We start from the raw sequence: 15,587 nt of genomic DNA, 5'->3' as shown, positions 1-15,587 counted from the left end.
ATTTAATTGAACCCTAGTTCAACAACCCCGTCCCAGCAAAATAAGGCCGTTTTAGTGACCGGTGCCGCAAAGCGCCTTGGTCGAGAAATTGCTATAGAGTTTGCACGTCAGGGCTGGGATGTTGCCGTTCACTATGGACAATCTGAGGTCGATGCCCAAGAAACTGTAGCCCACATTCAGGGACTTGGGCGCCATGCACATGCTTTTCAGGCAGACCTTGCCAATGAGTCAAATATTGCAGGTTTATTCAAGGATGTCACAAAACAATTCCAAGGTTTACATTGCTTAGTCAATAGTGCATCTATTTTTGAATTCGATCGCGCCAATTCTGAAAATCCGCTGAGCCCAAAAAGTTTGCAAGACCATATGCAGGTTAATTTGGCAGCCCCAATTTTGCTTTCCCAACTCATGTTTGAATTTCAGAAAACGAAGGCCATAACAATGGATGGAGATTCACTTCCGTCCGTCATTCAGTTGTTAGATCAAAAACTCATTAATCTGAATCCCGATTACTTGTCTTACACCTTATCTAAGGCAGCACTTTTAACCTCAGTAGAAATGCTAGCCTTAGACTTCGCCCCACATCTTCGTGTTGTGGGATTAGCACCGGGTATTTCCTTGCCTTCGGGCGATCAAACTCATGAAGGTTTTGCAAGCGCCCATCAAATGACACCGCTAGGCAGATCTTCCACACCTGTAGATATTGCTAAAGCCGCAGTCTTTTTAGCGCAAGCGAATGCCATTACGGGAACTACTTTATATGTAGATGGCGGGCAACATCTTTTGCCATCCACACGCGATGTGATGTTTAAAACCAATTCATAAAAACAATAAAGCCAAAAATCATGCACACCATTCTTTCGCATCCCGTCCTCATTGATTGCCGCCGTTTATTTTTGCGGGACTATGAGATTTTTATCAATATCGGTGTTCATGATTTTGAGAAAAAAGCTGAACAACGCGTTATTTTGAATGTGGACTTATATATCCCATTTGTAATGAATACGCCGACTAATGATCTGCTTGATGAAGTGGTAGATTATGACTTTATGCGCGAAACCATTAAGGCAATAGCCTCTCAGGGCCATATTGAACTTCAAGAAACTTTTTGCGACGATATTGTTACGACCATGTTGATGCATCCTAAAGTCTTGGCAGTATGTGTCAGTACTTCTAAGCCTGATGTATATCCAGACTGCTATTCGGTAGGTGTAGAAGTATTTCGTATCAAACCAGCTTAATTAAGAGTAAAGAAAAGATAGCCATCATCATGGGCGATATTCGTAAAGTTGTATTCGAGGAAAACAAGCTGGAGAAAAAACTTTGCCGCTTAGTAGGTCAAGCCATTGGCGACTTTGGCATGATTGAGGATGGCGATAAGGTTATGGTGTGCGTCTCAGGCGGCAAAGACAGCTATGCCATGCTCGACATTCTCTTAAAGTTGCGTGAGCGTGCGCCAATTAATTTCGAAGTGATAGCTGTCAACCTCGATCAAAAGCAGCCTAATTTTCCTGCAGAAATACTCCCGAATTACTTAAAGAGTTTGGGTGTGCAATATCACATTGAAGAGCAAGATACGTACAGTATCGTCAAGCGTGTTATTCCAGAAGGAAAGACAACTTGTGGATTATGTTCGCGTTTGCGTCGTGGAATTTTGTATCGCGTTGCTGATGAATTAGGCGCAACAAAAATTGCCTTGGGACATCATCGTGACGATATTCTTGAGACGCTGATGCTCAATATGTTTTATGCCGGTAAGTTAAAAGCTATGCCACCGAAGTTGCGCTCTGACGATGGTAAGCATATTGTGATTCGCCCATTGGCCTATGTCCCAGAAAAGTTGCTTGAGCGTTACTCAGTAGATATGAATTTCCCGATTATTCCGTGTGACCTTTGTGGCAGTCAGCCTAATCTTCAACGCCAGGCCATGAAAGAAATGCTGCGTGATTGGGAAAAGAAATATCCCGGCCGTGTAGAAAATCTATTCAGATCGATGCATCACATCGTCCCATCCCATTTGATGGATGGTGAAGCCTTTGATTTCCAAAATCTAGAGATTTCTACGCAGTTGTCTGGGATTGCCGCCAGATCTGCCGGTGATAAGGCAATTGATGAGTCGCAATTAGAGGAGCTGGCCTGCGGAACGCCCATTCAGGGGACTTATAATCCCCTCTTATGAATATCGTTATATTGGCTGCTGGGCAAGGAAAGCGGATGAAATCCGCATTGCCCAAGGTTCTGCAAACTTTGGCAGGAAAGCCCCTTCTTCAGCATGTATTGACGACTGCTTTAGCGCTCCAAGGAAAGTCATCTAAGCAAGGCCCGATTGTTGTCGTTGGGCATGGCGCTGCAGACGTAAAAGAATTTTTACTAACAGTCAGCAAGGCAGATCCTGCATTTAGTAAAGTCAGCACCGTATTACAGGCTGAGCAAAAGGGCACTGGCCATGCCCTACTTCAAGCCCTCTCTAAATTAGATGTGCAAGAACCCACTTTGGTTCTTTATGGAGACGTTCCCCTTACTAGCCAGAAAACACTGAGCAAATTAGCAAAGCTAGCTGATGGTGTGCGCGGTCACGATTGTGCTTTGGCTCTCCTTACTCAGAACCTAAGTAATCCCACTGGCTATGGCCGCATCGTGCGCGATGCTGACGGTTCAGTGCAAGCGATTGTTGAAGAGAAAGATGCAACGCTTGCTCAGAAGTCAATTGTGGAAATTAATACCGGCATCATGGTGCTGCCAACCAATTCCCTAAAGAAATGGTTAAAGGCATTGCGCTCAAGTAATGCGCAGGGTGAGTATTACTTAACCGATGTGATTGCGATGGCTGTTAAAGATGGGGTGCCGATTCGCACTACTGCGGCTGACGATGAATTTGAAACGATTGGTGTTAATAGTCGAGATCAGTTAGCTGCGCTTGAGCGTATACATCAATTAAATGTAGCTAATCAATTAATGGATGCGGGGGTATCGCTTGCTGATCCTGCGCGCATTGATGTGCGCGGTACTCTTGAATGCGGCACTGACGTGTTTATCGATGTCGGTTGTGTGTTTGAGGGTACTGTCACGCTGGCAGAAAGCACTAAGGTCGGCCCTTATTGCATAGTACGCAATAGTGCGATTGGCAAAGGCGTAGTAATACATGCATATAGCCATTTAGATGGCGCTAAGGTTGGCAATCAATCAGTCATCGGCCCTTATGCTCGTTTGCGCCCTGGGGCAGACCTAGCAAATGATGTTCATATCGGCAATTTTGTGGAAGTGAAGAACAGTAAGATCGCTGCAAATAGTAAAGCGAATCATTTGGCTTATGTAGGCGATGCACTGGTAGGCTCCAGAGTTAATATTGGTGCTGGAACTATTACCTGCAATTATGATGGTGTCAATAAACATCAAACTATTATTGAGGATGATGTCTTCATTGGATCAGACACTCAATTGGTTGCACCGGTTCGCGTAGGGCGAGGCGCAACGCTTGGTGCTGGCACTACACTCACGAAAGATGCGCCACCAAACCAATTAACGGTATCTCGAGCTAAGCAAATTTCACTGCAGTGGCAACGTCCTGTTAAAAAAGGTCAAAAGACTGTAGCAAAAAAAGTAGCGAGTAAAAAAGTGCCAGCGAAAAAATCTGCGCCTAAATCCGTAAAGGGTAAAAAATAATGTGTGGCATCGTTGGCGCAGCATCTCATCAAAATATTGTGGATGTATTAGTAGAGGGCTTACGCCGCCTCGAGTACCGTGGATATGATTCCTGCGGTTTTGCTGTGATTAATGCTGATGATGTAAAGCATCCTATAGAACGTGCTAGAACAACCGCAAGAGTTTCAGAATTGGCAGAGCAGGGCAAAGAATTTCATGGCACATTAGGTATTGCCCATACGCGTTGGGCTACTCATGGCAAGCCAGATACGCAAAATGCACATCCTCATATCTCCAATGGATTGATTGCCGTAGTGCATAACGGTATTGTTGAAAATTATGAAACACTTCGTATTGAATTAACGGCAGCAGGCTATGTGTTTACATCTGAAACAGATACAGAGGTCATTGCCCATTTAATACATCAAGCATATGTAGTACAAGGTAAGCAAGATTTACCCACTGCAGTGCGCTCTGTATTGCCGCAATTACATGGCGCCTTTGCTATTGGTGTAATTGCGCAAGACAGTCCAAAGACTTTAGTTGGAGCGCGCGTAGGTTCTCCTCTAGTGGTAGCACTGGGCGAGCATGAAAACTTTTTGGCATCAGATGCCCTTGCATTAGCAGGCCGCGCGCAGACCATGATGTATCTAGAAGAGGGTGACGTCGCTGTTTTGCAGGCTGATACCGTTCAAATTATTGATCAGAGTGGTAATGTTGCACAAAGAGATCGCAAGGCGATGCCTGCACAGGCAGATTCAGTAGATCTGGGGCCATATCAGCATTACATGCAAAAAGAAATCTTTGAGCAGCCAAGAGCTATTGGTGACACCTTAGCAAATATCGCATCCTTTGGCCCTGAATTATTTGGAGCCAATGCTGAGGATTGGAAGGCATTTGATCAAATTTTGATCTTGGCATGCGGAACTAGTTATTACTCTGCCTGCGTTGCCAAATACTGGTTAGAGGATATTGCTGGCATTCCGACTCAAGTGGAGATAGCGAGTGAGTATCGTTATCGTACAACCGTACCCAATCCTAAAACCTTGATTGTGGTGGTTTCTCAGTCTGGTGAGACAGCGGATACATTGGCGGCATTACGTCATGCAAAGGCCTTAGGCCACCCTTATACCTTAGCCATTTGTAATGTAGCTAGTAGCGCCATGGTGCGTGAAACCAACTGGCATTTTTTGACTAAGGCTGGCGCAGAAATAGGTGTGGCATCGACTAAAGCATTTACGACACAGCTTGTTGCTTTATATCTCTTGGCAGTTTCGATTGCGAAACGCGCTGGCAGAATTTCTGTCGAAAAAGAAAAAGAATTACTTCGTGAATTGCGTCATCTGCCTAAAGCGCTCCATGCTGTACTTGCGCTTGAGCCACAAATTATTGCTTGGAGTGAAGCTTTTTCTAAATGCGAGAACGCCTTGTTCTTGGGACGTGGTTTGCATTACCCGATCGCCCTAGAAGGCGCCCTAAAGCTAAAAGAGATTTCCTATATACACGCAGAAGCCTACCCAGCAGGGGAGCTGAAGCATGGACCATTGGCACTCGTAACCGACAAAATGCCGGTAGTGACGGTTGCTCCTAAAGACGAACTGTTGGAAAAGTTAAAATCTAATATGCAAGAGGTTAAGGCTCGGGGTGGCAAACTCTATGTCTTTGCGGATCACGACACGGAGATTGTGAATAGCGAAGGTATTAATGTCATCCGCTTACCTGAGCACTACGGCAATCTCTCACCGATTTTGCATGTGGTCCCCCTGCAGCTATTGGCGTACCACACCGCCTGCGCTCTTGGAACTGATGTGGACAAGCCTAGAAATTTAGCAAAGAGCGTCACAGTCGAATAATTTTTTATAGACTTGACTCTGACACAGAGTTGTGAACAAAATTAACTATAAAAATCAGAGTGTTAGAAAGCTAGCGCTTGTAATCTGTGTTCAAATAACTCTTGTTAAAGAGGATATTTGTTGTAAGTCATGATTTTTTCTAAAGTGCACCTTCTATCACGGCTTCATTTTTTTCTGCTGATTCTTGCGGGACTACTTTCTGCGTGTGCAGTAGGACCCAACTTTAAGCAACCAGATCCCCCTAAGACCTCAACCTATACAGAGTCTCCTCTCTCGCAAAAACTGACTACAGCCCCCAGTGTTCCTGGCGGCACCGAGCAAGAGTTTATTGTGGGTGCAGATATCGAGGCGCAATGGTGGGAGCTCTATAAATCACCCGAACTAGATGTGCTGATTAAAAAAGCGCTTCAACAAAATCCTACTCTAGGCGCAGCTGATGCCGCTCTGCGCTCTGCTCAAGAAAATGTCAACGCTCAAATTGGCGGTCAATATTTTCCGGCCATAGGCTTAAATGGAAATGCAATTAGGCAACTACAGCCCGCAGGAATCTATGGCTTACCTTACGGCTCTGACACCTATAACTTATTTAACACTACTGCAAACGTCTCTTATAAGTTAGATGTATTTGGCAGCGCACGACGTGCAGTGGAAAGCGCTGAAGCGCAGGCAGAGGTTGCCCAATTTCAGTTAGAGGGAGCATACCTTTCCTTAACATCCAACATTGTTACTGGCGCTGTGCGTGAGGCTGCATTGCGAGCTCAAATGCAGGCGACAGAAGAGATACTGAAGGCGCAGACGAATTTGGCAGAGTTGACTGAAAAGCAATTAGTAATCGGTACAGTCTCTAAGGTAGATGTCACATCACAAAGAACTTTAGTATCGAGCTCTCAAGTTGATTTATTTAATTATGAAAGAAATTTGTCCTTTGCCCGCAATCAATTGGCAGTCCTTGTGGGTGAATTACCAAGCAATGCGAACATCACTAAATTTGATTTAAGTACCCTTAACTTGCCAGAAAAATTACCCCTGTCCATTCCATCGAACTTGGTTCGGCAAAGGCCAGATGTTCGAGCAGCAGAGGCGCAACTAAAATCTACGAATGCCTTAGTGGGCGTTGCCACTGCCAACTTGTTGCCACAATTTACTATCACTGGTGCAATTGGTTCTGCAGCTTTAACCAGCACTGCCTTATTTGGTCCGAATGCAGCTTTGTGGTCTATTGCTGGCGGCATCTTCCAGCCACTCTTTCAGGGCGGTAAATTATTGGCGCAGCGTCGTGGTGCAATTGCAAATTACGAACAAGCTGTTTATCAATATCAGGCCACTGTGCTCAAAGCTTTTCAAGAGGTTGCTGACGCACTTCGCGCTCTAGAAACGGGCTCACAAGCATTAAAGGCTGCCTCTGATGCAGAGCGTTATGCCTACGAAACTTTAGACCTTGTACAGCAGCAATATAAATTAGGCACTGCAAGTTACTTAGCGGTTTTGTACTATCAAAATCAATATCAATTAGCCAAGGTGAAGTCTGTATCTGCGCAAGCAACCCGTTTTTCAGATACCGCAGCACTATTTGCAGCACTCGGCGGTGGCTGGTGGAATCGTAATGGCCCCGCCTTTCAACCAAAAGACATAGCGAACAAAGATCAAAATGAAATTTCTGGCAAAAATTAAAACCAAGATTCTCAGTCTCATTCTCGCGATATGGGCATGGATGAAGCTCAAGGCTACAGACTGGAAGCTGCGCGATAGAGCATTGGCTGTTTGGGCTAAAGCAAAAGCCTTTTGGGCTCGTATGGGTGAGAAATGGCGCAATACAAAAGCCCACCAAAAGCTGATGGCTATGAAGCCTTTACCACGTCGTATGACAGTGATGTTGTGCGGAGTATTGCTCCTACTTGGCTTAATCTTTGGCTTCAATCAGCTTAAGACCTTCATGATTAAGTATTTTATTTCTGGCATGGGTCTACCTCCAGCAACGGTTTCCACTATGGTGATAACAAGCTCAGAATGGCAGCCTAAGTTAAGTAGCGTTGGCAATGTTCGTGCATTTAGAGGGGTTGAGCTGAGCACTGAAGTGGCTGGCCTAGTAGCAACTGTACCTATTAAGTCTGGGCAAGATGTCAAAGAAGGTGAGTTACTCATTAAATTAAATGATGCTTCTGACGTTGCTCAATTAAATTCTTTAAAAGCCTTAGCTGATTTAGCGAAGGTGATTAACGAGCGAGATAGACAGCAGTTAGCAATTCAGGCAATTAGTAAAAATGTCTTTGATACAAGCGCAGCAGATGCAAAGTCAAAGCAAGCACAAGTAGAGCAACAAACAGCTTTAGTTGCAAAGAAAAATCTTAAAGCACCATTTTCTGGGCGCGTAGGTATTGTTTCTATAAATCCTGGTCAATACGTTAATTCAGGGGATAAGCTACTGACTTTACAAACCCTGGATCCGATATTTGTCGATTTCAATTTACCGCAAAATAATGCCGAGCAAATTCAGGTTGGCCAAGTAGTTGAAGTGACTACCGATGCCTTTAAAGACGCAAGTTTTACTGGCAAGATCACTGCGGTGAGTCCTAAGGTTGACACGAACACTCGCAATATCCTAGTAGAGGCTCAACTTGCTAATCCTGATAAGAAAATTCTTCCTGGAATGTTTGCTAATGTAAATATCAAGTTAGGTGACCAAGTCAAGTTGCTCACTTTGCCGCAAACAGCCGTTACCTATAATCCCTATGGTTCGACTGTCTTTTTAGCCAAGCCTACTGGTAAGAAAGATAAGCAAGGTAAAGATGCTCTAGAAGCTCAACAAGTATTTGTCACCACTGGTTTCACACGTGGCGATCAGGTGGCGATTCTAAAAGGTGTCGATGAAGGTGCAACAGTTGTCACCAGTGGACAACTTAAGTTGAAGAATGGCACTCCTTTGATTATTAACAATAAGGTGCAGCCAGCAAATTCACCTAATCCAAAGCCTCAGGAATAAGTAGCTAATGAATTGGACTGATATATTCATTCGCAGGCCAGTGCTCTCCCTAGTCGTGAGCGCGGTTATCTTGGTATTTGGATTGAAGGCGATTGGTTCGCTGCCCGTTAATCAATATCCGCAAACCCAAAATGCGGTTGTTACTATCAGCACCGCATACTACGGCGCCGATCCAGAAACCATTGCAGGATTTATTACGCAGCCGCTTGAAGCTTCAATTGCTCAGGCGCAGGGGATTGATTATTTGTCTTCTGCAAGTGTGAGCGGTGTTTCAACAATCACTGCTACATTGAAGTTGAATTACGACTCGAATGCAGCATTAACGCAAATCCAAACTCAAATTGGCGCCGTTAAAAACCAATTGCCGCCACAAGCCCAGCAACCAGTATTGACGGTCCAGGTAGGGCAATCAACCGCTGCTATGTATATGGGTTTCTATAGCGATGAGATTCCAAATAATGCGATTACGGATTATTTACTGCGAGTAGTCAAGCCAAAGCTAGATTCCATTCAAGGTGTACAAAACGCAGAAATTACTGGCGGCAGAAAGTTTGCTTTGCGCGCTTGGTTAGATCGTGAAAAGATGGCTGGGCTTGGCGTAGGCGCTGATGATGTCTATAGCGCTATGTCGGCAAATAACTATTTGTCTGCAGTAGGCAGCACCAAAGGAGACATGGTTGCGGTTGACTTGGTTGCGGGTACCGACCTGCATACTCTGGATGAGTTTCGTAAGCTGGTGGTTAAAAAAGATGGTATCAATATCGTGTATCTCGATCAGGTGGCTAATGTCACCCTTGGCTCTGAGGATTACAATACCAACGTCGCTTTTAGCGGTAAGAAATCAGTCTTTATCGCAATCAAGGTAGCACCTCAAGCAAATCTTTTGGATGTTGCACAGCGAGTTCGGGATATTGTTCCAGAGATACAGCGACAATTGCCGATTGGCATGACTGGTAAGGTGGTATATGACTCAACCATGTTTATTACAAGCTCAATCGATGAGGTCGTCTCTACTCTACTAGAAGCCCTTTTAATTGTGACTGTGGTGATTTACCTTTTCTTAGGTAGCTACCGCGCGGTTGCGGTACCTTTGATTGCGATGCCGCTCTCATTAATTGGCACTTTCTTCCTGATGCAAGTATTAGGCTACTCGATTAATTTATTAACCTTACTTGCTTTAGTACTGGCAATTGGTTTGGTGGTTGACGATGCCATCATTGTTGTGGAAAACGTGGATCGTCATATGAAAGAGGGTAAGTCTCCTTTAGAGGCTTCCTTAATTGCGGCACGAGAGCTGGGAAGTCCGATTTTGGCAATGACCATAGTATTAATTGCGGTCTATATTCCCATTGGCTTTCAGGGTGGTTTAACGGGTGCACTGTTTACAGAATTCGCCTTTACTTTAGCCAGTGCGGTGGCTGTCTCAGGGGTGATTGCTTTGACGCTTTCTCCAATGATGTGCTCACGTATCTTTACCGAGGAGCAAGAGGCCTCGCCATTTGTTCAAAAGATTGATCGGATCTTTGATAAGGTTCACCATAGCTATCAAAGCACCTTACGGGATTTATTGAGCACCTGGCAAGTGATCATTGTGATGGGCGTGATCTTGTTGGGTGGAGTTGCCTATCTCTATGCAACAGCACGAACAGAATTGGCTCCAACCGAAGACCAGGGTATTGTATTAATGCAAGCTTCTGGTCCACCAAACAGCACCGTGAATCAGATGCAGACTTATGCAGATCAGATTTATCAGATATCGAGTGCAGAGCCTGAGTATGAGCAAATGTTCCAAATCACCAGTCCTACTAGTAGCTTTGGCGGTGTCTTATTAAAAGACTGGGGCCAGCGCAGTCGGAACGCCACTAAGTTTCAACAAGATATGCAGCAGAAGTGGAACTCGATTGCAGGCGCACGGGTTGCTGCCTTCCAATTCCCAGCATTACCTGGAGCTCAGGGACTGCCTGTTCAGGTAGTCATTAATACTACCGAGTCGTACGATCAGTTAAATGAAGTTTCTCAGGCCGTTTTAGACAAAGCACGTCGCAGCGGCAATTTTTTCTTTGTTGATTCAGATTTAAAGATTGATAAACCACAAGATGTACTGGTGATCGATCGTGAAAAAGTCGCTGCCTTAGGAATGACGCAGCAGCAGGTAGGCTCTGCACTATCAGCTGCCTTGGGCGGTGGATATGTTAATTATTTTTCTGTCGCTGGCCGTTCCTATAAGGTGATCCCTCAGGTCAAGCAAGTCGATCGCTTAAATCCAGATCAGATTTTGGATTACTACATCCGTACTCCAAGTGGCGCGATGATTCAAGCGCGCACTATTGCCAGCATTAAGCAAAGAGTAGTTCCCCAATCCATTAATCACTTTCAGCAATTAAATTCAGCAACGATTTCAGGCGTGAGCACTCCATTTATTTCTCAGGCAGATTTACTGGAGTTCATGCGCCAGACTTTGAAAGAGGTCGCACCAAACGGCTATAGCATGGACTACGCAGGCCCTTCACGTCAGTTCATGGCTGAGTCTGGCGGCTTCTTAGTGACGATGTTCTTTGCCATTTTGATTGTGTTCTTAGTGCTCGCTGCTCAATTTAATAGTTTCCGAGATCCAATTGTGATTCTGGTTTCAGTCCCGTTAGCATTGTTTGGGGCTCTCATTTTTATTAATCTGGGCTTTACTACTCTGAACGTATATACCCAGGTAGGCTTAGTCACGCTGATGGGCTTGATTAGTAAGCATGGCATCTTGATTGTGCAATTTGCCAATGAACTACAAGAGGCAGGACGCAGCAAGTTAGATGCCATTATTGAAGCCAGTAGTGTTCGTTTAAGACCTATTTTGATGACCACCGCAGCGATGGTATTAGGTGTTTTACCTTTGGTGATTGCCTCAGGCGCTGGTGCAGCTGGCCGTCAATCTATGGGTATCGTGATCTTCACTGGATTGTCTATCGGCACCCTGTTTACTTTGTTTGTGGTGCCAGCGATGTATCTTTTTATGGGCGCTGATCACCACCAAAATAAATTTAAGCAACAGTAAAAAGACTACTTAACAATATTGAGTTTTTTCTCGGCAATATGATTAAAGTCTGTTTCTGTTTCCAAGCGCTTTAGCCAAGCATCTATATTTTTCAAGCTAGGACGTGGCCCAGTTTTTTCTGGAAAAGTTTCATTTAATAAAATCCAGCGGCCAACGCAAAGACCCAGAGCAATATCTCCAATATTAAAATGCTGACCAGAGCAATACGCTTGATTTGCAAGAGCGATATCAAGCAAGCCTAATAAATTGCTGGAATCTTCATAAGCTTTTTTAATTGCGGGATAGTTACGTTCATTTTCAGGAACACGAGTTAATCCTAAAAATGGCGCACGTAGCGCAGGCCACAAGCTTCCCACTTGCCAGTCCAACCATTTTTCTGAACCGTACTGACTAGCAACATCACTCGGAAAGCGCCCTTGCTTATCGTATTGTCGGATGAGATAGCGCATGATGGTATTAGATTCCCAAAGCACAATATCCCCATCCTCTAGGGTGGGCACTAATCCATTCGGATTGAGTTTTAAAAACTCAGGCGTACGATTGACGCCAAAGTGCAGACCGGCATCAATGCGTTCAAAGTCTTTACCCTCCTCAAGTCCTAGCTCAGCAAGGCACCAGAGTACTTTTTGTACATTAATCGAACTTTTTCGACCCCATAAACGCAACATTACTTTTCCTTCTTTTGATGAGCTGTAATTAATTGATTTTGATTTCGGCAATATCAAGGCCAACAAATTTACTACGTGCATAAATGAGTGGCTCTTTGTCAGGATCATTTTTTAAATGAAGTACTTTTGCAACAATGATATTGTGATCTCCGCCTGTATGAACTGAAACAGTTTCACATTCGTAATAGGCTACACATTCATCAATTTGGCTAAGGCCACTATTGACAACCTGATGTGGCACACCGTCAAACTGATGATGTTTTACAGTGGCAAAGTGCATTGCTAAGTCTTCTTGGGTCCGTTCAAGCACATGAATGAGATGTTTTTTCCCAAGCTCAACCCAGGGCATGAAGCGCGAGTGTTTCTTAAGGCTCCATAAAATTAGTGGGGGCTCTAGAGAAACGGTATTAAAGGAGCTAATGGTAATGCCATGATGATTTTGCTCTTCATCAAGACAGGTAATGACTGTGACCCCAGTTGCAAAAGAGCCGAAGCCTTTACGCAACTCCTGTGAAGTAAATGAGGCCATCAGTTTTTTACTTATTCGCGGGGGCGATAGTAGTTCCAGGGATCGGAATCAATACTTCATTCTCTTCCGCTTTTACGCACTTAAAGCGATATTCTTTGCCGGCCTTCGAGAGAAAACTAGCGCCTTGATAAAAATCACCCCTACAGGTGTTAGTTGCAAAGTCCATGACATCCTGTGGATCAGCGCTAGAGTTAATAAGGCGCATATTGCCCATAGACATATTTAGCTGGGTTGCAGCACAGCCAGCCAGTAGTGAGCCAGAAATCGCAGTTAATAGTAGAATTTTTTTCATGGAAACCTCCATAATCATCAATGCTCGTTAGGATAAACCTATTACGAATTTGTTGCGGGGAATCGCCCTGCTCTAAAAGGAAGAGACATGTTTAAGGCTATTTTGGTAAATAAGGATGATCAAGGCTATCGTGCTGAACTGGTCCAGGTCGATGAGGCTAGCCTGCCGGAGGGCGAGGTAAAGGTGAAAGTCCTTTATTCCACCCTCAATTACAAGGATGGTCTGGCGATTACTGGCAAAGGCCCAGTGGTACGTAGTTTTCCAATGATTCCAGGAATTGACTTTGCTGGAGAGGTATTGGAAAGCACTAGCCCTGACTTTAAGGCTGGCGATATGGTGCTGCTGAATGGATGGGGGGTTGGAGAGGGACATTGGGGTGGATTGGGGCAGTTAGCCCGCGTTAAAGCCGATTGGCTCATTCCTCTGCCAAAAGGCTTGACTGCCAAGCAAGCCCTTGCTATTGGTACTGCTGGCTACACCGCAATGCTGTGTGTCATGGCTTTGCAGTCCCACGGCCTAAAGCCAAGCGATGGCGAAGTGTTGGTAACGGGTGCTGCGGGTGGAGTAGGCAGTTTTGCGATTGCCTTACTGAGTAAATTGGGGTTCACGGTAGTAGCGAGCACAGGGCGGATGGCAGAAACCGATTACTTAAAGCAGTTAGGTGCTTCTGAAGTAATTGATCGGGCTACTTTATCTGCCCCAGGCAAACCCTTGGCAAAAGAGCGTTGGGCTGCTGTAGTCGATAGCGTTGGAAGTCATACCCTAGCCAATGCTTGTGCACAAACCAAGAGTGAGGGCGCCGTAGCTGCTTGTGGTCTTGCCCAGGGCATGGACTTTCCATCCTCGGTCGCGCCTTTTATTTTGCGCGGAGTAACTTTGTATGGCATCAATAGTGTCACGGTGCCAAGAGCAAAACGTATTGCTGCTTATGAGCAATTAAGCAAGTTGATAGATTTAAAAACACTAGATGAGATTTCTCATGAAATTAGCCTTGAAGATTCTTTAAAGTATGCAAAGGAATTAATGGCAGGTAATGTTCGTGGACGTCTGATTGTGAACGTCAACGCATAAAGCTCATTGCATAAATAAAAATATGAATAAAAAAGCACCACTAGCTTCTGAAAGCGCTCTTCATTACCCCCTGGGGGATCAGCTTCCTGAGTTAGGTAGCAGCATTGAGGTGGCACCGGGAGTGCGTTGGCTCAGGATGAAATTACCCTTTGCTTTAGACCACATTAATTTATGGCTCTTGCGCGATGAGATCAATGGTATTGCCGGATGGACTATTGTGGATTGTGGCATCGCCAATGATGAGACTAAATCTTCATGGGAGCAAATTTTTGCTACCCAGCTTGAAGGCTTGCCAGTATTGAGGGTGATTGTGACCCATATGCACCCAGACCATGTTGGCTTATCGCAATGGTTATGTGAAAAGTGGCAAGTGCCGCTCTGGATTTCTATGACTGACTACCTGACAGCACAGTGGTTAAGTCACAAAGAGGGTGGTGCTGCCATTGGTACGCGTGCCGGCGGTGGAGGCTCTGCAGACCATTTTCAAAAACACGGTTTATTGGCTGCAGAGGATTTAGAAAAAATTCGGGGCCGCTCAAATTACTACAGCAATATGGTGCCTGGTGTTCCAAGGCAATATCGCCGCATCATCGATAGTGAAATGATATCAATCGGTGGTCGAGAATGGCAAGTCATGATGGGATATGGTCATGCACCAGAGCATGCCTCTCTCTTTTGTAAAGATCTTAAAGTTCTCATTTCTGGTGACATGTTGCTACCCAGAATTTCTACCAATGTGAGTGTGTTTGATGCTGATCCGGATGCGGATCCCTTGGGTCTCTATCTTGCTTCTTTAGACGAATACTTGCCCTTACCAGATGATGCATTGGTGCTACCTTCGCATGGCAAGCCATTTACGGGTATGAAGCCCCGTATCGGACAGTTAAAAGCACATCATGATGAGCGCTTAGCCGAAACCCTTGATGCATGTAAAAAACCGGCAACTGCTCGAGAGATTGTGCCGGTTTTATTTAGAAGAGAATTAGATATTCACCAACTCACCTTTGCTATGGGTGAGGCTATTGCTCATTTGAATTACCTACTTCGTCGAGGAAAGTTGCATCGCCAGCTTTGCGACGACGGCGTGTTGCGGTTTTCCGTGGTTTAGCGCTTGCTTTAGTTGCAGTGCTTTCTGTGGGGTTAGTAGCAGCTGCCCCAGCTGCTGAGACTGCATCACCAAATGACTTGAGCGCCATCATGGTGGCATGCTGAACTTCAAGACCTTGAATTGTAGATTTCAGGATATTGAGGTTGAGGTTTAGCCAGGTTTCAACACTCTTGAGATCTTTGATCCGCTTTTCAAGTTCATCAACATCAAGTCCTGGAAACGCAGCGCCAAAGCCCCCTGCAGCCTTTGAGGCGTCGGTAGTAAAGGGAAATTGCCCAGTCTGTCCTGCCGCGCCTTGACCCCACATGGTTTTAAACATATCAAGACTTTGATTGAATTCTGGAATGGTTCCAAACATAGATGGGCTCCGGGTTAAATGAAATGTGGCTTTTCCAATAGAA

Annotated in this window: 14 protein-coding genes; 10 read left to right on the top strand and 4 right to left on the bottom strand. The window is 45.0% G+C overall.

The annotated features are described in order from the left end of the window. The first annotated feature begins 6 nt into the window (after positions 1–6). The 8 genes from ICN38_RS00785 (at position 7) to ICN38_RS00750 (ending at position 11,518) form a co-directional block, all read left to right on the top strand. Complete coding sequence (locus tag ICN38_RS00785) at positions 7–825, top strand: SDR family oxidoreductase (RefSeq protein WP_216253898.1); 819 nt, start codon at positions 7–9, stop codon at positions 823–825. Positions 826–845: 20 nt separating this feature from the next. Next, complete coding sequence (locus tag ICN38_RS00780) at positions 846–1,241, top strand: dihydroneopterin aldolase (RefSeq protein WP_216253894.1); 396 nt, start codon at positions 846–848, stop codon at positions 1,239–1,241. A gap of 29 nt (positions 1,242–1,270) precedes the next feature. After that, the gene (ttcA, locus tag ICN38_RS00775; protein ID WP_216253892.1) at positions 1,271–2,179 is read left to right on the top strand and encodes a tRNA 2-thiocytidine(32) synthetase TtcA; all 909 of its coding nucleotides are present in this window, start codon (positions 1,271–1,273) and stop codon (positions 2,177–2,179) included. After that, positions 2,176–3,663 carry a bifunctional UDP-N-acetylglucosamine diphosphorylase/glucosamine-1-phosphate N-acetyltransferase GlmU gene (glmU, locus tag ICN38_RS00770; RefSeq protein ID WP_216253889.1) on the top strand — a complete coding sequence of 496 codons (1,488 nt, stop codon included), beginning with the start codon at positions 2,176–2,178 and terminating at the stop codon, positions 3,661–3,663. Before ttcA ends, glmU begins: the two co-directional genes overlap by 4 nt. Then, entirely contained in the window at positions 3,663–5,495 is a 1,833-nt protein-coding gene (glmS, locus tag ICN38_RS00765) for a glutamine--fructose-6-phosphate transaminase (isomerizing) (protein ID WP_216253886.1), read from the top strand. The genes glmU and glmS overlap by 1 nt, the downstream gene beginning before the upstream one ends. A 129-nt stretch (positions 5,496–5,624) precedes the next feature. Next, positions 5,625–7,166 (top strand): efflux transporter outer membrane subunit, encoded by a 1,542-nt coding sequence (locus ICN38_RS00760; RefSeq protein ID WP_216253884.1) that lies wholly within the window; start codon positions 5,625–5,627, stop codon positions 7,164–7,166. A 169-nt stretch (positions 7,167–7,335) separates the two neighbouring features. Continuing rightward, positions 7,336–8,475 (top strand): efflux RND transporter periplasmic adaptor subunit, encoded by a 1,140-nt coding sequence (locus tag ICN38_RS00755; protein ID WP_216255110.1) that lies wholly within the window; start codon positions 7,336–7,338, stop codon positions 8,473–8,475. Positions 8,476–8,482: 7 nt separating this feature from the next. Beyond that, positions 8,483–11,518, top strand: coding sequence for an efflux RND transporter permease subunit (locus tag ICN38_RS00750; protein ID WP_216253881.1), 3,036 nt, complete (start codon positions 8,483–8,485; stop codon positions 11,516–11,518). A gap of 5 nt (positions 11,519–11,523) precedes the next feature. Here ICN38_RS00750 and ICN38_RS00745 read toward each other — a convergent pair whose 3' ends face one another. From ICN38_RS00745 to ICN38_RS00735, 3 genes are read right to left on the bottom strand one after another with little or no spacing between them, the layout of a single operon-like run. After that, positions 11,524–12,186, bottom strand: a complete 663-nt coding sequence (locus ICN38_RS00745) for a glutathione S-transferase family protein (RefSeq protein ID WP_216253879.1) — start codon at positions 12,184–12,186, stop codon at positions 11,524–11,526. A 28-nt stretch (positions 12,187–12,214) separates the two neighbouring features. Next, on the bottom strand, positions 12,215–12,715 hold the full coding sequence (locus ICN38_RS00740; protein ID WP_216253877.1) for a flavin reductase family protein: 501 nt from the start codon (positions 12,713–12,715) through the stop codon (positions 12,215–12,217). A gap of 7 nt (positions 12,716–12,722) precedes the next feature. Then, positions 12,723–13,007: a hypothetical protein gene (locus ICN38_RS00735; protein WP_216253875.1), complete on the bottom strand. Its 285-nt coding sequence runs from the start codon at positions 13,005–13,007 to the stop codon at positions 12,723–12,725. Positions 13,008–13,094: 87 nt separating this feature from the next. Between ICN38_RS00735 and ICN38_RS00730 the strand changes: the two genes are divergently transcribed. Then, positions 13,095–14,078, top strand: coding sequence for an MDR family oxidoreductase (locus tag ICN38_RS00730; RefSeq protein ID WP_216253872.1), 984 nt, complete (start codon positions 13,095–13,097; stop codon positions 14,076–14,078). Positions 14,079–14,100: 22 nt separating this feature from the next. After that, positions 14,101–15,186 carry an MBL fold metallo-hydrolase gene (locus ICN38_RS00725; RefSeq protein WP_216253868.1) on the top strand — a complete coding sequence of 362 codons (1,086 nt, stop codon included), beginning with the start codon at positions 14,101–14,103 and terminating at the stop codon, positions 15,184–15,186. Here the strand turns inward: ICN38_RS00725 and ICN38_RS00720 are convergent. Further along, positions 15,098–15,544 carry a PhaM family polyhydroxyalkanoate granule multifunctional regulatory protein gene (locus tag ICN38_RS00720; protein WP_216253865.1) on the bottom strand — a complete coding sequence of 149 codons (447 nt, stop codon included), beginning with the start codon at positions 15,542–15,544 and terminating at the stop codon, positions 15,098–15,100. The two genes, ICN38_RS00725 and ICN38_RS00720, sit on opposite strands and share 89 nt — an antisense overlap. Positions 15,545–15,587: the final 43 nt, after the last annotated feature.

The sequence above is a fragment of the Polynucleobacter sp. AP-Melu-500A-A1 genome, assembly GCF_018882125.1.
Taxonomy (GTDB): Bacteria; Pseudomonadota; Gammaproteobacteria; order Burkholderiales; family Burkholderiaceae; genus Polynucleobacter.
Note: the sequence above shows the minus strand (reverse complement) of the source record. Positions and strands in the feature narration are given on the sequence as shown.